We start from the raw sequence: 23,163 nt of genomic DNA, 5'->3' as shown, positions 1-23,163 counted from the left end.
GTGAGGCTTTTTTATTAGAATAATTTTTGTTGAAGGATTTCTGTTAGTATAGAAGTTAATTCGTGCAGGCTATTAGGCTTGGTCAGAAAGTAGGATGCTCCCAAGGCGCGGGTTTCCTTTTTATCTGCCTCGTGTGAAGAGGTCGTATAAATAATAACCGGAATGTGTTTCAGGTGTTCCAATTGTTGAATTTCAGCCAAAAATTGTTTTCCATCAATTCTGGGCATATTTAAATCTACAAAAATCAGATCAGGCCTTAAATTCTGATTCAGCTTTATTAATGCATCCTCCCCATTAATAGCTTCATGATAACTGATATCTGGTGCCAACTCTCGTAATACTTCGCCAAATATCATTCTATCATCAATATCATCATCTATTAAAAGGACAGAGGTATATTTACAATTGTTGTCGGACATAACTTTCTTGAATAGAGACAAATCTATGATTTTGTTGTTATTTTATTATAATTTATAATGCCGGAACATTTGGTAAGAACCCGGGTTATAATAAAACCCAACAGGAATAAGCATCTAAACGACAGTCATTAAAAATAAACAAGCTCAGGCAGATGAAGAAATTTTTTATGCAGCTCCCTCTTCCCAGGAAGTTGATGCTGATCGCTGTGATACCGCTATTATGCCTATTGTACTTTGGATTTACTGTTTTCTCAAGGCAAAATGAAGACATTAAAACAATAGACCGACTTTCACAAAGGGTAGCTAATGCTACCGCAATCATGAAAGTAGCAGATGAAATTCATGCCGAAAGAAGAAGTAGTGTTAATTATGTACTACAAACCGGGAGCCTCAACGACCTGCTCACTCAACGTGCTAAAACAGATTTAGCCATCGATGCAGTGAAAGGCCGGTTAATCGCTTCCGATAATAGATTCTTTCAGTATTCTCTCCTAAATACCCTCCAAAAGAAAAGGAAGGAAATAGATAATAAAATAATGCCTCAAAGAGAGGTATTGGACTATTACTCTAACCTGATTTTCAGATTAAATGAACTGGCAAACATCAATACTCCCGACTTGCCAATGATGTCCACCATTCAGCAGGATATGAGCGCACAGTATCTGCTGGCGCAAATGACTGCCTACCAGGGAATGATCAGGATGGATATTTATTATTTTATGTTGAAGAAGGAAGTTTGGCCCGAAGACTTTTCACGTATCGAGAATAACTACGATATGGTCAATTCTTTCAGAGCCGAATTTCTTGATAAAGGATCTCCACAACTGGTAAAGGATTTTCAGAAATTGGAAGCCAGCAACGAATATAGAATTACCAGCGACTTTATTAAAAGTACCATCCAAACCCGGAAAATTGATACCCTCTTTAATGCCGACTCCTGGTGGGATATTTCCTCCCAATCGGTAGATCAGGTTAAGCAATTGCAACGTGCCATAATGGATAAAGTGGGTAAAGACGCCAAAGTAATCTCAAAACGCGAAAACGATATTAAAACCCAATACATAGTGGCATTAGTCATTATCGTAGTTTTAGTAGTTGTTTTCCTTAGTATCACAATTAAAAGTATTACTGATAGCCTTGAATTACTCAGAAGCTCGGCTGTTAATATTTCCAGGGGGCTTACAGGAACAGTACCCATAATAAATATTAATACCAAAGATGCTATTGGAAGCCTTGCCAGATCATTTGAAACAATTGAACAAACCAATCAGGATCTCGCTGATGCGGCCGACAATATTGGTAAAGGGAACTTTAATATTGATATAAAACCCCGCAGCAGTGAAGATGTACTGGGTAATGCAATCGTTAAGATGGCTGCAGATCTGAAAGTATTCCGTAAAAACAATGATCAGAAAATATGGGTGCAGGAAGGCTTAAATCGTATAAGTGAAACCCTGCTTGGCGAAAAAGATTTGCCCACTCTTAGTGGTAACGCCCTTACGGATATAATTCAATATGCCGGTGCCCAAACAGGGGTATTGTACGTAAAACAGGCAGGCCAATTACAACTAACAGCAGATTATGCCCTGGCTCCCGAGCATAAAGCCCCTGTTGTAATTGAATTGGGTAAAACGCTGCTAGGGCAAAGCCTCCAGCAGCGGGAACCTATTTACCTGAAAGAAACACCCGACGATTTCCTGCATGTTAGCACTGCAACCAGCGACGCGAAACCCGGACACGTTTTAATTATCCCTCTTGTACATGCCGGAATTGCCGAAGGTGTCATTGAAATGGGCTCTTTATACCCCTTTGGGGATGAAGTACTGGAATTTGTAAAACAAGCTGCAGTTAATATTGCTATTGCCATTCAAAGTACCAGAAGCAGATCAAGATTACAGGAATTGCTGGAAGAAACCCAGGCACAGGCCGAAGAACTCCAAACTCAACACAGTGAACTGGAAAGCCTAAACGTAGAACTGGAAGCCCAGGCCCAACGACTTCAGGTTTCTGAAGAGGAGCTGAAGGTGCAACAGGAAGAACTCATGCAGTCGAACCACGAACTGGAAGAAAGAAGCAAAATGCTGGAAGATAAAAACCAGATTATTGTTGAACGGAATCTGGATATCCAGAAAAAAGCGGAAGAACTTGAACTCAGCACAAGATACAAATCGGAGTTCCTGGCTAATATGTCGCATGAACTTAGGACCCCTCTGAATTCAATTCTGTTACTATCCCGTTTGCTTTCAGAAAATCATGATAAAAATCTGAATAACGACCAGGTTGAATATGCATCTGTTATCAATAATTCCGGAAAAGGATTGTTGACCTTAATCGATGAAATCCTCGATCTGTCAAAGATCGAATCAGGTAAGATGGAATTGGAATTTGCAGAGGTTAGTATTGCATCTATCTGTAATAATATGCAATCATTATTTGAGCATATAGCAAAAGATAAAGGACTGCAATTAAGTATAGAGGTGCAGGAAACTGTACCTGCTACTATAGATACTGATCAGATCAGGTTGGAACAAATCCTGAAAAATCTCTTGTCAAATGCGCTCAAATTCACAGCTAAAGGAGATGTACAGCTGCTTGTGAAAATGGGCGACAGATCCGATACTATCAACTTTGTTGTAAGGGATTCTGGTATTGGAATTCCTGAAGATAAGCAGCAGGTTATCTTTGAAGCATTTCAGCAAGCCGATGGTTCTACCCGCCGCAAATATGGAGGTACCGGCCTTGGCTTATCTATTAGCCGGGAGTTGGCAAAATTGCTTGGTGGTAAAATAACTGTTAGCAGCGAACCAGGAAAAGGTAGTGAATTTGTTGTAACCATACCTATTGCCAGCGAAGCCGTAGAAAACACTCCTGTACAGGAAATAGATACCACTGTTCCTGAAAAAGAAGAAACAGAAGATAAAAATAGGTTCATAACACCTGTTATTCCCGCAACCATTGAGGATGACAGAGGTTTGATCACGAACGATGACAAAGTTATATTGATAGTCGAGGATGACACCTATTTTGCTAAGGCGTTGCTGGACTTTACGAGAAAACGCGGTTATAAAGGTATTGTGACTGTCAGAGGTGATGATGCAGCCGAACTAGCAAGACTCTTTAAACCGGTGGGTATATTATTGGACATACAGTTACCGGTTAAAGATGGTTGGCAGGTAATGGAAGAACTGAAAAGCGATCCTCGTACCCGTCCGATCCCTGTGCATATTATGTCTTCAATGGAGGCCAGAAAGGAGAGCCTGATGAAAGGAGCTGTAGATTTTATTAGCAAACCTGTAGACATGGAGAGTATGCAAATGGTATTTGAGAAACTGGAATTTGTATTGCAACGATCTACCAAAAAAGTATTGATCCTGGAAGAAAATACCAAGCATGCAAAAGCATTGGCTTATTTCTTAAGCAACTACCAGGTGAATTCAGAAATCAGCAGTTCTGTATCAGAAGGTATTGACTTATTGCAGCAGAAGGATGTGGATTGTGTAATACTGGATATGGGAATACCTGATCAGAAAGCTTATGAAGCCCTGGAAACTGTGAAGGAAATTAAAGGGCTGGAACATCTGCCCATCATAATATTTACAGGCAAGAGCCTTTCAAAAACCGAAGAGCAAAAGATTCGCCAGTATGCCGATTCAATTGTGATTAAAACAGCTCATTCCTATCAGCGGATGTTGGATGAAGTATCATTATTCTTGCATCTGGTATCAGAACAAACTCCATCATCTCCATCCGGATCAGGTAAGATGGGGGTACTTAACGAAGTATTAAAAGATAAAACTGTTTTAATTGCAGATGATGATGTGAGAAATATCTTTTCATTAACGAAAGCACTGGAATTGCATCAGATGAAAGTGCTTTCAGCAATTGATGGAAAAGAAGCCTTGCAGCAGCTGGCCGGACACAAAGTAGATGTTGTACTGATGGATATGATGATGCCGGAGATGGATGGTTACGACGCAATTGCTGCAATAAGAAAGCAGTCGGTATACAAGAACCTGCCTATCATCGCAGTTACAGCCAAGGCTATGATGGGCGACAGGGAAAAGTGCCTGAAGGCCGGGGCCAGTGACTATATTTCAAAGCCTGTAGACGTAGATCAACTTTTATCGTTGTTACGTGTATGGTTGTACGATAAATCCATGAAATAAGTACTATGGAACAAAAGCAAGTATTAATTGTAGATGATGATGTACGAAATATTTTCGCTTTAAAGGCAGTTTTGCGTTCCCGGAACATTTCTTGTATTACAACTGGCACAGGAAGCGAAGCGCTACAGTTATTAAAACAGGAAAATGAAATTAAAGTGGTGCTGATGGATATTATGATGCCTGATATGGATGGTTATGAAACCATCAGTACAATCAGGCAAATGCCCGGAAAAGAACACATTCCTATTATAGCTGTAACAGCAAAGGCGATGACAGGAGACAGGGAAAAATGCCTGGAAGCCGGCGCTAATAATTACATTTCAAAACCAATTGATGTAGATGAGTTATTAATACAACTACAACAATATTTATAAGTGAATTAGTGGGTAGAAATCAGATTAATGAGCAGGAAGTAGCCTTGTTACTAAACGATGTGCTGGAAAGATATGGGTACGATTTTACAGATTATGCTCCGGCATCTATTAACCGAAGAGTAAATCACCTTTATCAGTTAGACCGGTTTCCTAGCTTTGCAGAGTTTAGGTATCGGATCATCTCAGATTCTGTATATGCATTACGTTTTGTAGAGGAAATCACAGTTAATGTGACAGAGATGTTTCGTGACCCTTCCTTTTATCATGCCTTACGTAAAGAGGTCTTACCAATTTTAGCCACTTACCCGTCTATCAGAGTATGGCATGCCGGCTGCTCAACAGGTGAAGAAGTATATTCCTTCGCTATTCTGCTGAAAGAAGCCGGATTATTACATAAATCTATTATTTATGCTACTGATGTAAATGCCAGTGTATTGGAAAAAGGGAGAAAAGGAATCTTTCGTCTTTCCCAAATGCAGCAATACAGCAGAAATTATATGGAAGCAGGTGGGGTAGAGGATTTTTCTTCCTACTATACGGCCAACTATGAATATGCAAAATTCAGGGAAGAACTGGGAGAGAAGATCATCTTTTCTCCACATAACCTCGTTACCGATGGCTCATTCAATGAATTTCAATTGATTATTTGCAGAAATGTTTTAATTTATTTCAACAAGCAATTACAGGACAGAGTGCTTACTCTATTCTGTGAGAGTCTGGAGCAACTTGGCTTTTTGGCCCTTGGTAGTAAGGAAACCCTTAACTTTACCAGAGTGGCAAAGAAGTTCAAACAGATCGACAGTAAAGAGAAGATCTGGAGGAAAGTGAATCTCTAAAAACCGGATTAATGGCAGCACCATATTTAATTGCAATTGGAGGATCTGCAGGCGGGCTACAACCAGTTCTTACCCTTCTACCAGAGCTTTCAGCTGATCTGAATGCAGCCATTATCATTGTTTTACACCGACAAAATCATAATGCCTCTGTGTTGCCGGAGCTACTCGCCGCAAGAACTTCATGGACGGTTAAAGAAGCCGCGGAAAAAGAACCTCTCGAAAGTGGAACAATCTATATAGCACCAGCCGATTACCATCTGTTGATCGAAACAGATCATACTTTATCACTCGATGATTCGGAGAAGGTCAACTTTAGTCGCCCGAGCATAGATGTTACCTTTAGCACAGCCGCGATGGCTTACAAAAGCCATATGACGGCCATATTGTTATCAGGTGCCAATGCTGATGGAGTTGATGGGTTGATGGATGTTAATGATGCAGGAGGTATAACAGCAGTGCAGGACCCAACGACAGCAGAAGTTGACTATATGCCCAAACAGGCTTTGGAGCAGGTTAAAATAGCTCATATACTAACACCGCAGGATATGGCTACATTTATAAACAGTATTGCCAAGGTATGATTATTGTTGTATCCGCCCGGGATTCCGTAAATTTTCATGGAGTATGATTTTAATTGTTGATGATAAGCCGGAAAACATCCTATCTATCCGGAAAACTCTTGAGTTATATGACTTTGAAGTAGATACTGCATTGTCGGGAGAAGAGGCATTGAAGAAAATCCTTAAGCATAGTTATACAGTTATCATCCTAGATGTACAAATGCCAAGTATGGATGGATTTGAGGTAGCAGAAGCCATCAGCGGGTATAGTAAGGCCAAGGATATTCCCATCATCTTTTTATCGGCAGTTAATAAAGACAAACGATTTATAGTTAAAGGTTACGATTCAGGAGGGATAGACTATATCACCAAACCTGTAGATCCGGATATCCTGCTGATGAAGGTCAAAACCTTTTCCAGGTTATATCAGCAGTCGTTGGAGCTTAAGCAGATGCACCAATCCTTAAAGGAAGAAGTAGAAGTCCGCAAATTGGCTCAGGAAGCCCTGATTGCTCACCAGCAACAGGTTAATGAAGTATTGGAACAGAAGGTAAAAGAAAGGACAGAAGAATTGCGCAGAATCAATAAATCGCTGGAAGTAAGTAATCATGACTTACAACAGTTTGCTTCTGTTGCATCACACGACCTGAAAGAACCTTTACGTAAGATTCAGTTGTTTGGCGCCATCCTCAAAGATAAATTCCTGCACTCCGATCCTAATGCCATGTCGTATATGGAGCGTATTGTACGTTCTTCAGAGCGAATGGCAAGATTAATCAACGACTTGCTGAACTATAGCCGACTGTCTGTTGAAAGTATATACGAACCTACAGACTTTAATATTCTGATTCATGAAATCCTGAGTGATCTTGAGTTGATGATCTCGGAGAAGGATGCAATGATATATGTAGAAAAAATACCACAGATTGAAGCTGCCGCCGGGCAAATGAGACAGGTGTTTCAGAATATAATAAGCAATGCCCTTAAGTTTTCAAGAGAAGGAGTGGCTCCACAAATAAATATTACCTCAGAAATAGTAATAGACCTGAATCCTGATAGTGCGCGTTTCGAGGGAGGAAAGTATTGCAGAATCACTATTAGCGATAATGGTATTGGGTTTAATGAGAAATATCTCTCAAAGATCTTCACCATTTTTCAGCGGTTGCATAATGCCGATAAATATGAAGGAACGGGTATAGGGTTGGCAATAGCGAAAAAGGTGCTCGACAAACACGGAGGGCTGATTACCGCTAAAAGCCAGGAAGGAGTAGGAACCTCATTTGTACTGGTATTACCGATACAAAGATTGATATCATAAAAAAAGCCTGTAAATCTTGTGATTTACAGGCTTCGAAGTGGAGGATAACGGGCTCGAACCGTTCACCTCAAACATGCCATGCTTGCGCTCTACCAGATGAGCTAATCCCCCTTCTACTTCCCCTTTCGGGATTGCAAAAATATATTTTTTCTTTAAAATGCCAACGATTTAGATAAAATCTTTAAAAATAATTGCAACAGTTTCCTTTAATTCCTTTACTAATAACGGTTTGCGGAGCAATTTTACGACCATAGGATTAGCGTTGGTGCGGGTTATATCACCATAATCCAGTGAAGAAGACACCATTACTATATGGCATTGTGATTTGATTTTGTGTGGGTAAGAGTCGAAGGCTTGTAAAAATTCGAATCCATCCATCTCGGGCATCTGAATATCCAATAATATAATCGTAGGTGGAATTCTGGGCAGGGTTATATTGGACGATAGAAATTCCAGTGCCTTATTGGCATTTACAAATGAAAGTACTGTTTTGCTGATCTGCTGTAAGTCGATCAGCTTCTCATGTAATAACAGATCAATTTCATTGTCATCAATTAAAATAACACGTAGGTCAGGTATCGAATTCATTTCTGTTGGGAATGGTAATTTCGAATTGTGTGCCTTCTCCATATTTGGATGCGACATTAATGGTTCCTCCAATTTTATTCAATGCCTCCTTCACAATATATAAGCCAATTCCGCTTCCTGGCTTATTATTGTTTTTAGAGCGGAAAAACATCTTGAAGATATTATTCAGATGCTCACTCAGGATACCAATTCCATTATCGCGGATCGAAATAGTTGCTTTATGTGGCTCTACTTTTACAGTCAGATGAACCATTGGATTGGCTTCCTCTGGTTTTTGGTACTTAACAGCATTGGAAATTAGATTGTTTAAAATAACGCTGATCCTGAATGTATCACCACGGAAATCAACTGATTGATCGACCTGTGTTTGAAATAAAATAGAGGTATTTTGTGGCTTGAAGGCAGTAATACAATCATTTAACAAATTCGTGAAATCGATTTTCTCATATTCAACCTCCAAACGTGAATTTCTGTAGTATTCTATAATCTTTTGTATGAAGTCATCCAGCTTTAATACACAAGATTCCACCATATTCATATAGCCGTTGGGATCAATTACAGAATTGTCTAATCTTGAAAGGTTAATAATGCCAAGAACAGACATGAGTGGAGATCTGAGATCGTGCGAAGTAGAGTAGATAAACCTGTTTAACTCGTCATTGGTTTTCTCCAGCTCTATTATTTTTTCCTGGAGTTGCCTGCGGGTCCTGAATATCTCGTAGGCATTATTGATGGTTTTATGCAACTCGTGTTCATCCCAGGGCTTTTTGATATAAGAGTAGATATGCCCTTTGTTAATGGCATCAATAATATCTTCTACATCAGTATAGCCAGTTAGTAGTATGCGAATGGGCTCCGGGAGGGTATCTTTTATTTCGTTAAAGAATTCTACCCCCGTAGAAACAGGCATCTTCTGATCGGCAATGATAATATGTACAGTGATCTCCTTTAACAACTGTTTACCTTCCTGGGCAGACGAAGCTGTGTATATTTCATAACTCCTGCGGAAGCTGGCTTTAAACGCATTCAGGTTATGGATTTCATCATCTATGTACAGTATTCTTATACGGTTTTCTTTCATCAAAAAGACCTTATGGTTATTACTATAAATTAGTCGCGATATGTAATGGTAAATATATAATAAATTCGGCTCCTTCGCCTGGAGCTGAATTTACGACAATTTTCCCCTTATGTTTCTCAATAATACTAAATACAATAGATAATCCCAGCCCTGTTCCTTCTCCTACATCCTTGGTTGTGAAGAAAGGATCAAATATTTTTTCCTTCACAGCATCCGACATCCCTGTTCCGGTATCCTTAATTGTAATAACAATGAATTCTTCTTCCTTACTGGTTTTAATGGAAATAAATTCATTTTGATGTACTGGCTTGGTTTTAATTGCATTAAGGGCATTTGAAAAGATGTTCATAAACACCTGGTTCACTTTCCCTGCATAACATTCTATCTTAGGTAAGGAACCATAATCCTTAATAATATTAACATACGGAGGTATTCCATTCCGAAGCAATACCAGCGTGGAATCCAGACCTTCATGAATGTCGATTGATTTTACTTCGCTTTCATCTAACCGGCTGAAAGTTCTGAGTCCTTTTACAATTTCAGCAGTTCTGGTTGCCCCATCTTCAATCCCTTTTATCAGCGAGTTAATTTCTTCATGTATATAGTCAATATCTATCTCTTTTTTAAAGGCATCAATTTCAGCCAGAGTGCCTTTAACATCTTCTGCATGATGCAGCTCATTATATCTGTGCAGTAATTCTTCGAGGTCGGCAATATCCAGTTTTAAAGGCTTGATATTGGAAGTCACAAAGTTGATTGGATTATTGATTTCATGGGCAATACCAGCCGTAAGCTGACCCAGAGATGCCATCTTTTCCTTTTCAACCAGTCGGGTTTGTGCATCTTTCAGATTGGTGAGTGCATTGTTTAACTCCAGATTTGTAGCCTGTAAGTCTTCAGTTCTGTCCTTTACTTTGCTTTCCAGGATAATATTTTGTTCTCTTACCAAACGCTCATTCTCCTGAGAGATAGCAAGGGCCATCTGCTGAGAAGCTTCTTTTTCGGCCTTAAACACGTTGATACGATGTGCCAGGGCGAAAGAGAGCAACAGAACTTCAAGACCTGACCCTACCTGAAGCGCATAGAAAGTAAAGTTGTTGTATGGTAGTAGGTTGAAGTTACGTAAAACAAATACAAAGATGCTGAGTAAAAACACCGACCATGCAGCCAGGAAGAACCGTGCTGCGTTTACCCCTTTAAGACTGATTCTGTAAGCTACCAGGAATACAATTATAGCAGCCATAAATGCATCGAACTGCACAAGTATCTGGGCATACACATATTCATTCATGAACGTAGGGATGAAACACAGCAGATATAATACTATCATGGTGTTGATCATCTTATTTCCTATAGGGTAATTTTCCTTGGTAGATAGGAATTGCTGGATAAACCACAGGGCCGTTAGTCCGTTGAAAATCGGAACCAAGGCGGTTGAGTGCATAGCCAGCCATGGGCTGTTTGGCCATAAAAACCTGAAGGCATATCCTTGTAACGTTACCTGGGTAAGGCCTACAAAGATGATATAACTTACATAGGTAAGGTAGCTTTTATCGCGGGTAGATATATAAATAAAGAGATTGTAGAATGTCATGGCGAGAATAACGCCAACGTATATACCAAAGATGATATCACGTTTACTGTTTTTCTCATAAATAGTTTCGGCAGTACCCAGAAACATAGGCAATTGTAATTGCTCACCTGCCCTGGCTCTCAGGTAGAAATCCTTAGAGGTATTGCGGGGAATATTTAGTTTGAATCTGTAATTCTGATGGTCGTAACCTCTGGCTTTGTAGGGTACAAACTCGCCTAGTCTTGTGCTGGTGTAAGAGCCATCTGCCCTCAGTTCAAAGATGGTTATATCGTCAATAGTGGGTGATTCAACTTCCAGGACAAGTTGATTGGAAGAAGAGTGGTTGGTGATACTAAATTTTGCCCATTGTGTATAAGGTGTTATCTGAAGGTTGGGAACATCTTGCAGTGAAGGGGTGAAGGTCTGTTTTTGAACCTCTTCAAAAGATAAATTATTTGTTCTATCTGAATACAGCCCAAGGTGGCTACCGATTTGTAACAACTTTTTATTGTCCTGGAAATCGATAGGGGATTGAGCAGTAACATTAAAAAATACGGCTAAAGTGATGATCGACCATAAAGCAACTGCCTTAGAAATCATTATCGATGAATTATTTATTGTTTAATTACGTTTATAAGCCCTGATTACCGGTAACAGGGGTAGAGTGTGCGTGCGATGGTATTCGCAAACTGTAATTTACCTCATAACTTCCTTTAGGGCCTACTTCAAGTTTGGTTTGAACCAAATTTTCCCTTAGATCAGTTATTAAGAGCTTTTCTTTGGGATCTGCATATTCCAGACTATAACAATCATTGATTACCATTGCAGTTGCCAGGAAGTCGTCTTTAGGATAGAAAAATGTTCCTTTATTTCCAAGTGATTCGTCAATAGCAAAACCTACACGTTTTCCTATTCGGGTGGTAATAGGAGCGCATAATACGTGGAAGGTATCAATTGGTAATTGAGCAGCCAATACAACACCTACTCTGGCCAATACCTGGCTTCCTATTCCCATTCCTGCTACTTCTTTTGAATTCCACATTCCACATATTTCTGCGCTGCCTTTCTTTATATAAGAATAAATTTTAGGATCATATTTACCTATAGCTGTTTCGATAGGCAGTGGCAACAAGCCATCAGCCAATTGTACACGGGCACCACCATAAGTTTTGGTACGGGTTTCGTCCTCAACAATGATTACAATAGTGTTTTCGTGTTGCATCCAGTCTGCATTCCCGGATGTTACCTGGGAAATGCCGTAGTAAATTTCCAGAAGTTTAAGATGTCCGGTATAAAATCTCATACAGGACTCAGGATCATCTGGAGCCCTAAATACCCTTACATTAATCATGACATTGCGAAATAGCTCTTATACAAGGCGTAAGTATGTTAAACAATCAACTGCTCAAAATCTATGTAATACCTGCCTGAACTTTTCAACTGATTCAAGGCTATACGTCTACATGTATCTGCGACCAACGCACCCCCCAACACTACAGATGATGCTAACTGTGGCCACGTTGTAATTGTTTTGCCAATTTCGCCAAGGGAATATTTCATTCTTGATGAAGCATTCTCTAATTCGAGCATAGGACTGAAAATTGGCAGCTTTTCTGCATCTGTCAGGCCTTTTAATGTGGCAATATCCACTTCAGGTACCATTCCGTGTAATAATGGTCGCTCAGGTTCAAGATCAAAACGCTCAATATCTATCATTCCCCTGTCGTTCATTTCCATTACTACCGGAATCTTTAGTTTCTTAGCCATAATACGGCTCAGAATCTTGATATCTACCCCATCACATTCTTCAATGAAAATATCCAACAACCCATCCCCGGTGAAGAATTCTTCCATATTCCCCTCTGTTAGTCCATCCTCAAAAATCTTGACCTTAATAAATGGGTCCAGTTCTGCAATTTCGCGTGCTGCAATAATCACTTTGGGAAGCTGCAAACAATGTACTCCACAACGTAATCTATTCATGTTGGTAAGTTCAAGGGTATCAAAGTCGGCTAACCTGATCTCACCACAAAGTCGTTCCATTACTATTGTAAGAGCAATAGACTGGCCTACTGAAAGGCCAACAATACCATATTTCTTCTTACGGAGAATTTTAATTTCCTCCGGCATAAGTTTATATTGGTTTCTACTGGTTCTAAGTTCAATAAATTCTTCTTCATCCACCAGGTGAACAACTCTGTCACTCCAGGGATAATAAACCCAAATTCCAATATGCGACAGCGGGGTTTCTCCAATATAGGCACTTACTTTTTCTTCGCTTTCTTCCGGTGTAAGGCGTTTTGTCGGGTTCCTGATCTTCATTAACTCCCGTAGCTGAGAGTATATGCTATCATTGATTCTGATGTGCGGATTTGCTTTAAGAAGGGTATCAAAGGCCTGTTGGTCTTTTGCATTCTTCAAATCGTAAAAAACAGGTTTGTATTCGTTGCTTTCAACCTGTTGGCGCATGAGGTGCTCTTGTATCATGATTCCAGCTTTATCGAGGTAGTGCATTGGTTGCTAGAATAGAACTACTAATCGTTGTATAAAAGCATTCCTTGCCCTGATAATATTCTTGCGTTTGATTTAATTGTATCGGTTATTTGTTGGCGAAATGGCGGGTTAATTCAGTTAACTAAAAAACTGTTGGCCCGGGATAAATAACTATTGGCAATCATAAGTTTAACTACAACTCAATATCGTAATCAAGATATGAATGTAAGGTAAAATAGTAATTTAATGTGAAATGGAGTAAAAGTTTCCGATATTTTGATATTAAAATCGCGATTTTATACATTTGCTTTGCTTATTCTATTTAATGTTAGTCGCTTCCCACCAGCGATTATTGGTTTGAAATTTGCGGCGTTTAGCCTCCTGAATACAGTCTTTATTATACTTTAATATATTTTAAATTAAAAAATATGGATAAGAGAGCATTTCTCAAACTAACAGGTCTGGCTGGTGCTGCAGCTATTTTCAGCAGCCCATTAGGCAGCCTGGCTACTCCGGCAACAGTTATATCCGGAAAACCATCCTTTACAGCTGATCCTAAGGCACCCTTTGTTCTGCCTCCATTACCTTACGCTTATGATGCCCTGGAACCCAACATCGATAAGCTGACAATGGAAATCCACCATGATAAGCACCACGCAGCTTATGTAAAGAATCTTAATGATGCTGTGGTAAATACTCCATTTGCCAACTATACCCTGGAAGAAATTCAGAATAAAGTAACCGATAAGGACAAGGCTATACGAAATAATGGTGGTGGCCACTATAATCACTCTCTTTTCTGGACATTATTATCTCCAACCAAGAAAACACCTTCCGCAAAGCTGAAAGCTGCTATAACAAAAGATTTTGGCACCTGGGAAGCATTTCAAACCAAATTTAATGATGCCGCTAAGTCAGTGTTTGGATCTGGCTGGGCATGGCTCATCGTCACTCCTGATAAAAAACTAGCTATAACTACTACGCCTAATCAGGATAATCCGTTAATGCATAATATCGTTAAAGATAAAGGCCACCCAATTCTGGCATTGGATGTATGGGAACATGCCTATTATCTTAAACATCAGAATAAACGCCCCGAATATATTGATGCTTTCTGGAATGTTGTGAATTGGGATGAAGTAGAAAAACGCTATAACGCTGCATAACTACTCGCGTTGCTCGTTTGTGTTTCTCGCAGAGTAGGAGAGATTAATATTAAGAGGCATAAGGATCGAAGCGAATATTTTTAAGAACTACTGATAGATTTCAACAATAATAGAAATCAGTCAGCAACTCTTAAAAAATATTCGCTTCGATCCTTATGCCTCTTAATATTAATCTCTCCTACTCTGCGAGAAACACAAGCGAGCAACGCGAGCTACCTGCGCTTGAAGAATACAAAACCGTTCTTTTCCCCGATTAATTCGAGGTTCGGATGTTGCCTGTATGGCTCGCTATCGGTAATTCTGCAAATAAAATAAGTTGGCTTATCTACCTGGCCGTTCAACAACCAGTCTTCATTATAATAATTTTTATTGGCAGGAGGTTGCTGGCGCGTGTAGTAATGCTGAGCATAACTATGATAACTCAACGCCTTTACATATACATCCTTGCCCTGGAAAGACTCGAAAAACTCAATGGCGGCGCGTTGAGAATAGGCCTCAATCTTAGGAACGAAATGTAATACCGTTACCTGAATTACCAGAATTGTACTGATGAATAAACAGAGTAATCCTTTGGTTACTTGTTTCCGAGCGAGCAGCACACAGCTGATTATTATCAGAATAATATATCCGATACCGTAAGCAGATTCAAAAACAGACCATGGTACGGAAGCCTGCAGATTAGCTACTGCAAATTTATCACCGATATAAGGAATGAGCAGATCTTTATACACACCCACCAACGGTAATACTGCAATCGCTATTCCCAGCAATAAGCCTATTATCAGGATTAAGGCATTATTCCAGCCTTTAAGTTGTTGACGACCTTCTGAAAGCTGAAATACTTTATATGCAGCCAGGAAGGTTAGCGGGAAATAGCAAAGGGAAGAGTAGTGGACAATCTTCGTTTTTACTAGTGAAAATAAGATGAGTACAACCCAGAATAATACCCACATCCAGCGGGTGAAGTCCTTTACCTCTGTACCTCTTCCATAGGTATAAATACTTTTTTTGCTTCCCAACCAGGTAAATAAAAATGCACTGGCAGGAAAACAACCCACCAGCAGTACCACCCAATGGTAGAAGAACGGGCCACCATGACCGGCATCTTCTGTTGTAAGTAATCTGATCTGATAGGCAATAAATTCATTTACAAACCACCATCCATGCGCCAGAATTTCGTATCCAAACCAGAGAAGGGTAGTGAAACAGGCCAGTAAGGCAATCATACCTAAATGCCCAAATCCGATTCCTGTTTTACCTTTCCTGGATATAAAGTAGACAAGAAATGCCAGTAAAGCTACCAGAATAGCTACCGGACCTTTTGTAAGTACGGCCAACCCCAGGAATATACCACTAATGGCCGCCTGACGGAGGGCAGACTTGCTATGAGGAATAGTATAGGCAAAATAAATAGCGAGGAAGATAAACAGGTTGAAAGTAGGATCAATGATGCCTGATTTAAAATAGAAATGAGGCAGCCAGGAGCCTGCATATACCAGTGCCCACCAAAGGCCAAGTCTTTCATTCACCAGTTTTTTTCCAATGGCAAAAAGAGATACCAGGGTGATTACACCAATAATTGCGTTGGGAAAACGTGCAGCAAAATCGTTAATTCCAAATAACTGCATACTCAAAACCTGCAGCCAGATAAATAAGGGCGGTTTTTCCCAGAATGGCTGGAAATCTATCTGTACCTGACTGTAATTATTAGTTACAATCATTTCACGTGCCGCTTCTGCAAAGTTGATTTCATCCCAATCGAAAAGATGAACCGCTCCCAGAAAAGGAATGAATAATAAAGCAGCAATAAGGGCAATCAACAGGTATTTCATTCAAAAAATCAATTTTCGGATTGATAAATACGGATTAAAGGATTTTGTTATCAGCAACGGATCTCATCACAAAACCCATCAATCGAAAATCCGAAAATCCCATTGTCTAAGGATTGGCCTGAGCCTGTAAAAGATGCTCTGTGCATACTTCTGTGGCTGCAGTAGTGTTTTTTAGATTAAATAAATTATATACAATTACAGTACATAGAGTGCCAATAAGACTGCCAACATACACATCTAAAAAGAAGTGCTGGGCCAAATAAATACGCGAATAGGCGGCACATAATGCCATCCCTAATAAAATAAATCCAAATCGTTTGTTAGGTAAAACCACCGCTAAAAAGCTGAAAAGCCCAAATGCTGCGGCAGAGTGACCCGAAGGAAAACTGCAGCTGCTATGCACATTTACCCAGCTAACGGTATGCACAATTGCCGCTGCTTCGTCGCCAAAGTAGCTGATTGGCCTTGGTGCATTAAAATAGTGTTTCCCTACCTGAACGATGAGTGTTACTAATAACAGAATACCCAGGCCCATAAAAAATAGTCTGAATCTCTGCATTATCAGTAATAAGAACAATACCACGCCAAACATTACGCCATCTCCCAAATAGGTGAGTCCTGTTACAATTACATCTCCCCACTCAGAATGTTCTCCATTAATCCGAAGAAACAGATCACGTTGGCTGTAGGTTGCAAGAAAATATCCTCCTAAAATTAAACATAGGAGGTATGGCAGAAAGAAATATGGATTCTTTCTGAACAGTGTAAACAGCGTTTTCACTTCTGTAGGTTTTAAGTTGTAGGTTGCTTTTTAAATCTTTGTAAGAACTTTTTTATTCTTTGAATAACGCGAAAATAATATTCTTTATTAAAAAGTTGGGAATCATTCATGGCCTTAACAATTAAGAAACCTGCAATTGGCATCAAAACAAAGTTGGAAAGCCACATACCCGACCAGGTTAGCATCACTCCACTTCTGGCCATCTTTTCCCCGATCATGAAAAATACGTTAAATATCACGAAAAAGATTACCGCAAATACCAGTGGAGTACCCAATCCGCCTTTCCGGATGATTGAACCTAACGGAGCTCCGATCAGAAACATCACGATACAGGCAGCAGCAAGGGTAAATTTACGTTGCCACTCTACTTTATGCATTAATACGTTGCCATGTTTATCTTGAAATTCCTGAACTGGTTGTTGTAAGGAACTAACCATTTCACGGGTATTCTGTTCTGCCCTTTCGTATACTGTACGTTTGTTTTTGTTGGGAACGATATCCGAAAACTCTTTTACTTTCAGCGGAGGAGCAGTTGCTAACCAGGCCGAATCTTTCCATTTAAAAAACTGATAGCGTACAGTTACGTAGGAGTTAATTGTTTTACTAAATTGATCTTCAACCTTTTGTAAGGAATCTATGGCTACATCCAATTGCCTGATATTCAACATTTGGTGGTTAGACGCAAAAAGATCCATATCCAGACGGTTGAAGGCAAATGAACTTAGGTCGAATGCCTTGCTATATTTTTTGAAGCTGAAACGTACCATATCGGAAGGTATTGAATACCCCCTGTTACCTCTTTCTTCATATCTCCATCCATTTTCCAGGATAAAGTAGAGATAACGTTTATTGGCAGAAAGCACCATCTGGCCTTTCTCTGCCAGGATAATTTTATCACCGGCCCCACTTTGTTCGTCGAAGATCATAACCTGGTGAATGGTTTGGTTATCCTTATCCTTCTGGGCTACCTTGATAGTATAGTTGGGGATATCTTTATAGAAAACACCTGCTTTAATGTTAAAAGCGGGTTTGGAGTAGGTAATATCGTATAAAAGAGATTTAGCCTGAAGATTAGCTACCGGGATCACATAGTTGGCAAATAAAAAACCACCGATACCTATCAGGGTAGCAATTACCAGGAGCGGACGAATAAATCTGAGCAGGGAAATACCTGATGATTTCAGGGCAACAAGTTCAAAGCTTTCTCCCAGGTTCCCGAAGGTCATGATAGACGACAACAATACGGCAAGGGGTAAGGCCAATGGCACCAATGTAGCTGTGGTAAAGCCAATCAGTTGTATAATAACCATTGTATCAAGCCCTTTACCTACCAGGTCATCCACATATTTCCAGAGGAACTGCATTACCAGTACGAACAAGGTAACGAAGAAAGTGGCAACAAAAGGACCCAGAAAGGTTTTTATAATTAATTTGTCGAGTTTTTTCACTGATAATGCGGTATTAGAATATTGGATTCCCGACCTTCGTAACTACAGTCCAGGTCCAACTGAACGGTAAAGTTAGTACGATTTCACAAAGGAGTAAGCAGTCGGGCCTGAAAATACCGTTAAAATTATATGGAAAATTTTGAATTAACGCCGGAAGAAGGGGAGTTAGTGGCCAGTACTCATTTTATTGAGTTGAAGAATAGTGCGATTGGGAAGGTAATTTTATTGATGGGAGAGTTGCAGCGGGCTTTAGAGGATTGGGAAAAAACAAATGAATTTCCGTTTGAAGCGCATTGGAAACATTTGGGTGGAAAGATTTCCAAGGGTGAGCAATATAAGGGGCTGCCCTGGGTAATGCTGGATTATCCGAGATATTTTAGCAAAGCAGAGATTTTTGCCTTCAGAACGATGTTCTGGTGGGGGCATTACTTTATTGCTACCCTGCATATTTCAGGCGGGGTAAAAGAGCAATTCCATACAGCATTGGAAGATGCGTACGAGGATTTAAAAGCCGGAGGATTTCAGGTATATGTGCAGGAGAATCCCTGGGAACATGACTTTGAAAATAGTAATTACTGTTACATAGACACCTTAAGTTTTAAAGACTGGAAAAAGCTGATTAGCCGGAATGATTTTATAAAACTGGCTAAACGTTTCGAGATAGGACAATGGGGAGAATTAATTTCCGGGGTAGTGAAGGCGTATGCCACGCTACTCAATACATTAAATGGTAAAACAGGCTTTTAACTGCCGATACGGTGGAAAAGGTCCTTTACCTGGTATTCCCATAACTGACTCTGGTCCTTCACTTCTTTCTTTTCCGCGAAATCTTTTACTACAAGGATAGTTTCATTCGTTACTTCAGAAATTTGTATGCGGAACTCAAAAAATTCGTCTTTGGGGGCATGCGTCCAGTGCAGCCGGATAAACTCATCTTCTTCTTGTTCCATAACTTCTGCTTCCTCTGTAGTACCGTTCCAGGAAAAAGAAAACACGTTATCCTTAAAGTCAACCTTATCTGCAAACCATTCCTGTAAACCAGCTGGTGTGGATAAGAACTCATAAAGGATACCGGGTGAGCATCTAACCGGAAATTCTAACTCATAAAGCACTTTCTTTGACATCTTCTCAAATAATTAGTAAATCAATATCATCCAGTTGCAATTATAGAAAATATTTTACTCTGTCAAAATTATTTATTCTTTTTTTTTACAGTATCTCAAAAAAGTCAGGAATGCCTATAGAATTTCACATATATTATAAATTTGATAGATACAAAAATTACATATATTAGCTACTTTCAGCTTTCGCCTTTATAGTGGCGAATTTCCTTGAGAATTGCAAGCCCTTAACGATCAATCGATTTTATTTGGAAATACTTTAAAAACAACAGAATTTTTTTGGTCGCTATCTAAAAAAAGTTATTTTTGTCAGGCATTCATCAAATCTTAACTTTTTATTAACCTGTAACTGTTCCGACTCTATGTCAATGCGCCAACTTAAAATCACAAAATCCATTACCAACAGGGAGTCACAATCCCTGGAAAAATACTTACAGGAAATTGGTAAAGTGGATTTGATCACGCCGGAAGAGGAAGTTAATCTGGCTATCCGGATCAAGCAGGGCGATCAGAGAGCGTTGGAGAAGCTTACTAAAGCTAATCTTCGCTTTGTGGTATCCGTTGCGAAACAGTATCAGAACCAAGGTCTTTCCCTGAGTGACCTGATCAACGAGGGTAACCTCGGGTTAATTAAAGCTGCTCAACGTTTTGATGAAACGCGCGGTTTTAAATTCATCTCCTACGCCGTATGGTGGATTCGCCAATCTATCCTGCAGGCGCTGGCAGAACAATCAAGAATCGTAAGACTGCCGCTAAACAAAGTAGGGTTGAGCAACAAAATCAGCAAAGCGTATTCTCAGTTGGAACAAGAGTATGAGAGAGAGCCGTCTCCCGACGAATTGGCTACCATCCTCGAAATTAATACCGACGAAGTTGAAGCTACGCTGGGGGTAGCTGCCAGACACGTTTCAATGGACGCTCCTTTCATCGATGGTGAAGATAATTCCCTCCTCGATGTACTGGAAAACCCAAATGCAGTGAGCGCCGATGAAGAATTAGATCATCACGATTCCCTGCGCCGCGAAATTGAACGTTCTCTTTCCACGTTAACCGATCGCCAAAAAGATGTAATCATGCTCTATTTCGGTATTGCTGTTGAACATCCAATGTCGCTCGAAGATATTGGCGAGAAGTTTGGCCTTACCCGCGAAAGGGTGCGTCAGATCAAAGACAAAGCTATCACAAAGCTTCGTACTACATCCCGCAGCAAATTGCTTAGAAACTATCTGGGCTAAAACGTTAAAGTAAAATAGCTATGAGGTCAACCGTCAACCGCTGACCGACTGTCGATTGTATAAACTAATTACAGCGAAGCTGATAGTGGTATATTCCACCATTAGCCTCGCTGTTTTATTTTACCCCCAACCGTCTTTTTCCTTTACAACTCTTTTTGTTACTTTTGCCATCCGTTTAAAATACCAACAATGTTTGAATCATTATCAGAGAGACTCGATTCCGCGTTTAAACAGCTTAAAGGTGAGGGTCGGATTTCGGAAATAAATATTGCAACTACCGTTAAAGAAATCCGTCGTGCATTGGTGGATGCGGATGTGAACTATAAAATTGCCAAGGAATTTACTGATAGGGTAAAGGATAAAGCACTGGGTGAAAAGGTACTTACCTCTATTTCACCCGGACAATTAATGGTAAAAATTGTAAAGGATGAATTGGTGGACCTTATGGGGGGCACCGAGGCAGAGCTGGACATTAAAACCAATCCTACCGTTATCCTGATCGCCGGTTTGCAAGGTTCGGGTAAAACCACCTTCTCCGGTAAACTGGGTAATTTCCTTAAAACCAAAAAAGGTAAGAAACCTTTACTGGTGGCCGCCGATATCTACCGCCCCGCGGCGATCGACCAATTAAAAGTATTGGGAGAACAGATCGGTGTAGAAGTATATAGCGAACCTGAAAATAAAAATGCTGTTCAAATCGCTGAAAATGCGATCAAACATGCAAAAGCCAATAACTTCAACGTCATCATCATCGATACTGCCGGTCGTCTGGCCGTTGATGAACAAATGATGACCGAGGTAGCCAATGTTAAAGCTGCCGTAAAACCTCAGGAGATCCTGTTTGTTGTAGATTCAATGACAGGTCAGGATGCTGTGAATACAGCCAAGGCCTTCAACGACCGTCTCGACTTCTCTGGGGTTGTGCTAACGAAATTGGATGGTGATACCCGCGGTGGTGCTGCTCTTACGATCAAATACACCGTAGAAAAACCTATCAAGTTCGTAAGTATGGGTGAAAAACTCGATACCCTCGACGTTTTCTACCCTGAACGTATGGCTCAGCGTATCCTAGGAATGGGTGATATCACCACCCTCGTAGAACGCGCTCAGGCTCAGTTCGATGAAGAACAAGCCAAAAAGCTCGAGAAAAAAATCCGTCAGAACCAGTTCGATTTCGACGACTTCAAGGAGCAATTACAGCAGATCAAGAAAATGGGTAACCTGAAAGACCTGATGGCTATGATTCCTGGAGTTGGTAAAGCAGTTAAAGACCTGGATATCAGCGACGACGCCTTTAAGGGAATTGAAGCAATGATCAACTCCATGACCAGTGCAGAACGGGCCGATCCGGATATGATCGATGGCAGCCGCAGAAAACGCATTGCCAAAGGTGCTGGTAAAGATATCCAGGATGTCAACCAGTTCATGAAACAGTTCGACCAGATGAGGCAGATGATGAAAATGATGAATAAGTTTGGAATGGGAGGGGGTAAAGGCCTGAAAGGGATGAAAGGAATGATGAGATAATTAAATCAATTTGATATAAATTTTTTTTGCAAATAAAAACTTACTGTTTACATTTGCATCCCTAATTAAACAATATTTCCTAACTCGCAAAAAATAATCTCGACTTATTTATGCCAGTAAAAATCAGACTGCAGAGACATGGCGCGAAAAAAAGACCTTTCTACTTCATTGTAGTAGCTGACGCTCGCGCTCCAAGGGATGGTAAATTCATCCAAAAAATCGGTACTTACAATCCATTAACAGTTCCAGCGTCGATCAATATCGACACCGAAAAAGCTTTACGCTGGTTGCAGAAAGGTGCACAACCTACTGATACTGTTAGAAGGATCTTGTCTTTCAAAGGTGTATTGTATTTAAAACACCTGTTAAGAGGTGTTTCCCTGAACCTGTTCGACGAGCCTACTGCTTACCAAAAATTTGCACAATGGCAAGCTGAACACGAACAAAAAGTTTCTGCCCGTCGCGACAGCCACAAAAAAGCTAGAATTGCAGCTCCAATTGTAAGAAAAGTTGAAGATGCTCCAGCTCCGGCAACTGAAGCTCCGGCAGAAGGAGAAGGTACAGAAGCATAAAACGGAAACGTTTTAACAATACCTGAAAAAGGAAATATTTGCCTTGCAAATATTTCCTTTTTTTTAATGCAGT

Annotated in this window: 20 protein-coding genes and 1 tRNA gene; 10 read left to right on the top strand and 11 right to left on the bottom strand. The window is 40.1% G+C overall.

The window, feature by feature from the left end:
* Positions 1 to 14: 14 nt before the first annotated feature.
* On the bottom strand, positions 15 to 419 hold the full coding sequence (locus DVR12_RS25645) for a response regulator (protein ID WP_116978667.1): 405 nt from the start codon (positions 417 to 419) through the stop codon (positions 15 to 17).
* A 152-nt stretch (positions 420 to 571) separates the two neighbouring features.
* Between DVR12_RS25645 and DVR12_RS25640 the strand changes: the two genes are divergently transcribed.
* Genes DVR12_RS25640 through DVR12_RS25620 form a run of 5 tightly spaced genes read left to right on the top strand, consistent with a single transcriptional unit; the run spans position 572 to position 7,673 of the window.
* Positions 572 to 4,585 carry a response regulator gene (locus tag DVR12_RS25640; protein ID WP_116978666.1) on the top strand — a complete coding sequence of 1,338 codons (4,014 nt, stop codon included), beginning with the start codon at positions 572 to 574 and terminating at the stop codon, positions 4,583 to 4,585.
* A 5-nt stretch (positions 4,586 to 4,590) separates the two neighbouring features.
* Entirely contained in the window at positions 4,591 to 4,959 is a 369-nt protein-coding gene (locus DVR12_RS25635) for a response regulator (RefSeq protein WP_116978665.1), read from the top strand.
* 8 nt (positions 4,960 to 4,967) lie between these two features.
* Entirely contained in the window at positions 4,968 to 5,795 is an 828-nt protein-coding gene (locus tag DVR12_RS25630) for a CheR family methyltransferase (RefSeq protein ID WP_233522464.1), read from the top strand.
* An 11-nt stretch (positions 5,796 to 5,806) separates the two neighbouring features.
* Positions 5,807 to 6,376, top strand: coding sequence for a chemotaxis protein CheB (locus DVR12_RS25625; protein WP_116978663.1), 570 nt, complete (start codon positions 5,807 to 5,809; stop codon positions 6,374 to 6,376).
* Between the two features lie 43 nt (positions 6,377 to 6,419).
* Positions 6,420 to 7,673: a hybrid sensor histidine kinase/response regulator gene (locus tag DVR12_RS25620; protein WP_116978662.1), complete on the top strand. Its 1,254-nt coding sequence runs from the start codon at positions 6,420 to 6,422 to the stop codon at positions 7,671 to 7,673.
* A 38-nt stretch (positions 7,674 to 7,711) separates the two neighbouring features.
* Here the strand turns inward: DVR12_RS25620 and DVR12_RS25615 are convergent.
* From DVR12_RS25615 to DVR12_RS25590, 6 genes are all read right to left on the bottom strand, one after another.
* A tRNA-Ala gene (locus tag DVR12_RS25615) sits at positions 7,712 to 7,784 on the bottom strand.
* Positions 7,785 to 7,841: 57 nt separating this feature from the next.
* A complete protein-coding gene (locus DVR12_RS25610; protein ID WP_158563374.1) occupies positions 7,842 to 8,261 on the bottom strand; it encodes a response regulator in 420 nt (139 codons plus the stop codon).
* On the bottom strand, positions 8,245 to 9,342 hold the full coding sequence (locus DVR12_RS25605) for a sensor histidine kinase (protein WP_116978660.1): 1,098 nt from the start codon (positions 9,340 to 9,342) through the stop codon (positions 8,245 to 8,247). Before DVR12_RS25605 ends, DVR12_RS25610 begins: the two co-directional genes overlap by 17 nt.
* A gap of 22 nt (positions 9,343 to 9,364) precedes the next feature.
* On the bottom strand, positions 9,365 to 11,515 hold the full coding sequence (locus tag DVR12_RS25600) for a sensor histidine kinase (RefSeq protein ID WP_116978659.1): 2,151 nt from the start codon (positions 11,513 to 11,515) through the stop codon (positions 9,365 to 9,367).
* Between the two features lie 31 nt (positions 11,516 to 11,546).
* Positions 11,547 to 12,266, bottom strand: a complete 720-nt coding sequence (locus tag DVR12_RS25595) for a hypothetical protein (protein ID WP_116978658.1) — start codon at positions 12,264 to 12,266, stop codon at positions 11,547 to 11,549.
* A 38-nt stretch (positions 12,267 to 12,304) separates the two neighbouring features.
* Positions 12,305 to 13,402, bottom strand: coding sequence for a ThiF family adenylyltransferase (locus DVR12_RS25590; protein ID WP_233522463.1), 1,098 nt, complete (start codon positions 13,400 to 13,402; stop codon positions 12,305 to 12,307).
* Between the two features lie 434 nt (positions 13,403 to 13,836).
* On the opposite strand from DVR12_RS25590, the gene DVR12_RS25585 reads away from it, so the two are divergent.
* Positions 13,837 to 14,574, top strand: coding sequence for a superoxide dismutase (locus tag DVR12_RS25585; RefSeq protein WP_116978656.1), 738 nt, complete (start codon positions 13,837 to 13,839; stop codon positions 14,572 to 14,574).
* 212 nt (positions 14,575 to 14,786) lie between these two features.
* Here the strand turns inward: DVR12_RS25585 and DVR12_RS25580 are convergent, their stop codons facing one another.
* From DVR12_RS25580 to DVR12_RS25570, 3 genes are all read right to left on the bottom strand, one after another.
* Positions 14,787 to 16,406 carry an ArnT family glycosyltransferase gene (locus DVR12_RS25580; RefSeq protein ID WP_116978655.1) on the bottom strand — a complete coding sequence of 540 codons (1,620 nt, stop codon included), beginning with the start codon at positions 16,404 to 16,406 and terminating at the stop codon, positions 14,787 to 14,789.
* A gap of 106 nt (positions 16,407 to 16,512) precedes the next feature.
* Positions 16,513 to 17,187, bottom strand: a complete 675-nt coding sequence (locus DVR12_RS25575; RefSeq protein WP_116978654.1) for a phosphatase PAP2 family protein — start codon at positions 17,185 to 17,187, stop codon at positions 16,513 to 16,515.
* A gap of 11 nt (positions 17,188 to 17,198) precedes the next feature.
* Positions 17,199 to 18,635, bottom strand: a complete 1,437-nt coding sequence (locus DVR12_RS25570) for an LptF/LptG family permease (protein ID WP_116978653.1) — start codon at positions 18,633 to 18,635, stop codon at positions 17,199 to 17,201.
* Positions 18,636 to 18,764: 129 nt separating this feature from the next.
* On the opposite strand from DVR12_RS25570, the gene DVR12_RS25565 reads away from it, so the two are divergent.
* Positions 18,765 to 19,382: a hypothetical protein gene (locus DVR12_RS25565; RefSeq protein WP_116978652.1), complete on the top strand. Its 618-nt coding sequence runs from the start codon at positions 18,765 to 18,767 to the stop codon at positions 19,380 to 19,382.
* Here the strand turns inward: DVR12_RS25565 and DVR12_RS25560 are convergent.
* Positions 19,379 to 19,759 carry an START-like domain-containing protein gene (locus DVR12_RS25560; protein ID WP_116978651.1) on the bottom strand — a complete coding sequence of 127 codons (381 nt, stop codon included), beginning with the start codon at positions 19,757 to 19,759 and terminating at the stop codon, positions 19,379 to 19,381. The two genes, DVR12_RS25565 and DVR12_RS25560, sit on opposite strands and share 4 nt — an antisense overlap.
* A gap of 365 nt (positions 19,760 to 20,124) precedes the next feature.
* On the opposite strand from DVR12_RS25560, the gene DVR12_RS25555 reads away from it, so the two are divergent.
* The 3 genes from DVR12_RS25555 to rpsP all read left to right on the top strand — a co-directional run bounded on the left by DVR12_RS25555 (position 20,125) and on the right by rpsP (position 23,090).
* Positions 20,125 to 20,991, top strand: a complete 867-nt coding sequence (locus DVR12_RS25555; protein ID WP_089758842.1) for a sigma-70 family RNA polymerase sigma factor — start codon at positions 20,125 to 20,127, stop codon at positions 20,989 to 20,991.
* Between the two features lie 189 nt (positions 20,992 to 21,180).
* Positions 21,181 to 22,518, top strand: coding sequence for a signal recognition particle protein (gene ffh, locus DVR12_RS25550; RefSeq protein ID WP_116978650.1), 1,338 nt, complete (start codon positions 21,181 to 21,183; stop codon positions 22,516 to 22,518).
* A 110-nt stretch (positions 22,519 to 22,628) separates the two neighbouring features.
* A complete protein-coding gene (gene rpsP / locus DVR12_RS28190; protein ID WP_116978649.1) occupies positions 22,629 to 23,090 on the top strand; it encodes a 30S ribosomal protein S16 in 462 nt (153 codons plus the stop codon).
* The last annotated feature ends 73 nt before the right edge of the window (positions 23,091 to 23,163 follow it).

Source organism: Chitinophaga silvatica (assembly GCF_003419895.1).
Taxonomy (GTDB): domain Bacteria; phylum Bacteroidota; class Bacteroidia; order Chitinophagales; family Chitinophagaceae; genus Chitinophaga; species Chitinophaga silvatica.
Note: the sequence above shows the minus strand (reverse complement) of the source record. Positions and strands in the feature narration are given on the sequence as shown.

Bases quoted from the DNA above. Each gene is read 5' to 3' on its own strand.
- DVR12_RS25635 (WP_116978665.1), top strand. From the start codon at position 4,591: ATGGAACAAAAGCAAGTATTAATTGTAGATGATGATGTACGAAATATT.
- DVR12_RS25555 (WP_089758842.1), top strand. From the start codon at position 20,125: ATGCGCCAACTTAAAATCACAAAATCCATTACCAACAGGGAGTCACAA.
- DVR12_RS25605 (WP_116978660.1), bottom strand. From the start codon at position 9,342: ATGAAAGAAAACCGTATAAGAATACTGTACATAGATGATGAAATCCAT.
- DVR12_RS25590 (WP_233522463.1), bottom strand. From the start codon at position 13,402: ATGATACAAGAGCACCTCATGCGCCAACAGGTTGAAAGCAACGAATAC.
- DVR12_RS25565 (WP_116978652.1), top strand. From the start codon at position 18,765: ATGGAAAATTTTGAATTAACGCCGGAAGAAGGGGAGTTAGTGGCCAGT.
- DVR12_RS25620 (WP_116978662.1), top strand. From the start codon at position 6,420: ATGATTTTAATTGTTGATGATAAGCCGGAAAACATCCTATCTATCCGG.
- DVR12_RS25595 (WP_116978658.1), bottom strand. From the start codon at position 12,266: ATGATTAATGTAAGGGTATTTAGGGCTCCAGATGATCCTGAGTCCTGT.
- DVR12_RS25600 (WP_116978659.1), bottom strand. From the start codon at position 11,515: ATGATTTCTAAGGCAGTTGCTTTATGGTCGATCATCACTTTAGCCGTA.
- DVR12_RS25580 (WP_116978655.1), bottom strand. From the start codon at position 16,406: ATGAAATACCTGTTGATTGCCCTTATTGCTGCTTTATTATTCATTCCT.
- ffh (WP_116978650.1), top strand. From the start codon at position 21,181: ATGTTTGAATCATTATCAGAGAGACTCGATTCCGCGTTTAAACAGCTT.
- DVR12_RS25645 (WP_116978667.1), bottom strand. From the start codon at position 419: ATGTCCGACAACAATTGTAAATATACCTCTGTCCTTTTAATAGATGAT.
- rpsP (WP_116978649.1), top strand. From the start codon at position 22,629: ATGCCAGTAAAAATCAGACTGCAGAGACATGGCGCGAAAAAAAGACCT.
- DVR12_RS25610 (WP_158563374.1), bottom strand. From the start codon at position 8,261: ATGAATTCGATACCTGACCTACGTGTTATTTTAATTGATGACAATGAA.
- DVR12_RS25585 (WP_116978656.1), top strand. From the start codon at position 13,837: ATGGATAAGAGAGCATTTCTCAAACTAACAGGTCTGGCTGGTGCTGCA.
- DVR12_RS25560 (WP_116978651.1), bottom strand. From the start codon at position 19,759: ATGTCAAAGAAAGTGCTTTATGAGTTAGAATTTCCGGTTAGATGCTCA.
- DVR12_RS25625 (WP_116978663.1), top strand. From the start codon at position 5,807: ATGGCAGCACCATATTTAATTGCAATTGGAGGATCTGCAGGCGGGCTA.
- DVR12_RS25640 (WP_116978666.1), top strand. From the start codon at position 572: ATGAAGAAATTTTTTATGCAGCTCCCTCTTCCCAGGAAGTTGATGCTG.